Origin of the sequence: Desulfurella sp., assembly GCF_049977265.1 — a bacterium.
GTDB lineage: Bacteria > Campylobacterota_A > Desulfurellia > Desulfurellales > Desulfurellaceae > Desulfurella.
This window is the reverse complement of the sequence record NZ_JBMFGQ010000082.1, coordinates 1-2,418: the sequence shown is the minus strand read 5'-3', so window position 1 is coordinate 2,418 and position 2,418 is coordinate 1. Positions and strand designations below refer to the sequence as shown.

At 27.8% G+C, this 2,418-nt stretch carries 1 protein-coding gene; it reads right to left on the bottom strand.

Annotation, left to right across the window (positions count from 1 at the left end; genetic code table 11):
* Nucleotides 1-40: 40 nt before the first annotated feature.
* Nucleotides 41-2,418, bottom strand: a 2,378-nt coding sequence (locus ACP5FO_RS08690; RefSeq protein ID WP_428157410.1) for an EAL domain-containing protein, incomplete at its 5' end; no start/stop codon positions are given.

Genomic DNA, 2,418 nt, shown 5'->3' with positions numbered 1-2,418 from the left:
ACTTGCATATTTATGAAAAACCAAGCGTATTGGATTTGAATTATTTTGTAATAAAATTTTGCAGGTAAAAATTATCAAATTGCTTATTTAAAAGCATAATTTTGTATTTTAAGCTATTAAATAAAAAATTAAGTTTTTCTTCGTTTTTTTCTAAAAATATTTTTTTTGCAGTTTTATGTATATCTATATGTAAATACTCAATACTTTTAAAAGATTTAATTCGTCCATAAAGCGGGTAGACCGAGTAATACCATTTGCCAAAATCGCATTTTTTATGGTCAAATTCAATAATTTTTGATAAATCGTTTAGTTGTTTGTCTGAATCATTGTTTTGCAAAATGTTTCTTATTATTTTAAAATACTTATAAATAAAATACTTTACTTGAGCTATTTTTAAATCCAGTATTTTTGAATTATTTTGGTGAAATTCAACAAATGTGATATCTGGTTTGAAATTTTTTACAAAATTTATGAATTCTTGGTATGGTATTGGTTTTGAAATAAAATAACCCTGAAGTAAGTCGCAAGGTAGGTAGTTAAAAAGAAAGAAAAGATACTCGTTTTCTATGCCTTCTGCGGTTGTTTCAAAATTTAATTCATTTAGCATGCTGAGCATATGAGAGCTTATGATAGCAGATTCCTGATTGTTTTGCAGATCCATAATAAAATTTTGGTCTAGTTTTATGTTAGAAAAAGGGAATTTTTTTAAACTCAAGATAGAAGAGTATCCTGTTCCAAAATCATCCATTGAAAAGTTTATACCGAGGTTTCTTAGAGCCTGCATTTTTTGTATTGTTTTGTTTTCATCGCTTAGGGCTATAGATTCTGTAAGCTCTATTTTTATAAAGCCTGGGTCTGTTTTGTATTTATCGATAAGCGCAATAAAGGTATCCAAAAAGTTATCTGTCAGAAATGTTCTGCCTGTTATATTTACAGATATTATTATTTTTAAGCCTTCTTTTTTTATTTCATTTATACTTTCTAATGCTTTTTCTAAAACATAAAAATCAAGTTTTTCAATAAGATCTGAGCTTTCTGCAAAAGGAATAAAATAAAATGGAGAAAGTAAACCTTTTTCTGGATGATTCCATCTGATTAAGGCTTCTGCATGAGTTATAGTTTTTGAGTGTGTATTGTATATTGGCTGGAAGTAAAGCTCAAACTCTTCAAATTCTATTCCATGTATTATTTCATTTGTTAGCATAAAGCCATTTATAAATTCTTCATATATAGAGTTATTAAAAAACACGCACTGATTTTTACCAAGTTGTTTTGCTTTCCTACATGAAGCCTGAGCGTAGTTTACGAGTGTATTTATATTATCTGAATCTTTTGGATAAAGCACAATGCCAGCACTAGCTTTTAAGAAAATTTCCTGACCATCAATTTTGAAACTTTTTTGCCTTATTTTTTCAATAGTGTTTCTTGTAAATTTTACGATATTTTGTTCTATAATAGAGCGCTTTAGAAAAATAAATTCATCTGATCCAAACCTGCTTACTATGTCTTTTGGATCAGCTAACTGTAATCGTAGAAAATCAGCAAATTCCTTTAGCAATTGATCGGTTTTTTCAATGCCAAATTTTGTATTTATTATAGAAAAGTTGTCTAAGTCTATATAGACTATAGCAAACGATTCATTTTTTTCGATGATTCTTTGAGCTTGCTCAAAAAAGCCAACCTGGTTTATAAGCTTTGTTAAAGGGTCGTGATATATGTTATAGCTAGCCTGCTCTTGTGCTTTTTTTAATTCTGTTAGGTCTGAGAAAAAGCTAAAATAATACGATATATTTCCGTTTTCATCTTTAATTGTTTTTATAAAAATAATCTCTTCGTAGATCTCGCCATTTTTTCTTTTATTATAAATCTTACCTTCAAAATGACCATTATGGATTAATTTGTGCCACATGTCTTTATAGAAATCTTTTGAATGATAGTTAGATTTAAGAATCGAAGGATTTTTGCCTTTTGCTTCTTCAAAACTATATCCTGTAATGTTACTGAAAGCTTTGTTTGTATAAATTATCTCATTTTTGCTGTTTGTTATTACTACACCCTGGTAACTGTTTTCAACTATGTCTTTTAAAAGGATTAAATCTTTTTCTTTTTTAGAAATAAGTATTGCTGCTTTAATTGCGTAGGAAAAGTTGATTAAAATTTCTGAAGTGCGTTTGTCAAAATAGTTTTTGTATTTTGAGTATAACAGTATAAATCCATAATCAAATTCATTTATTTGAAAAATAAACCCAAATATTGAATTAAAACCATAAGTTGTGGCAGCGTTTTTTAGATAAGACAGTCTTTGATCTTCTAAAACATAATTTGATACAAATGCATTATTTGAGTATTTTTCTAGTATGTTTATCTGGTAGCTTCTTAGAGTTTCATCTTTTGTGTATTGAGTGGCTTTGCCTTTTG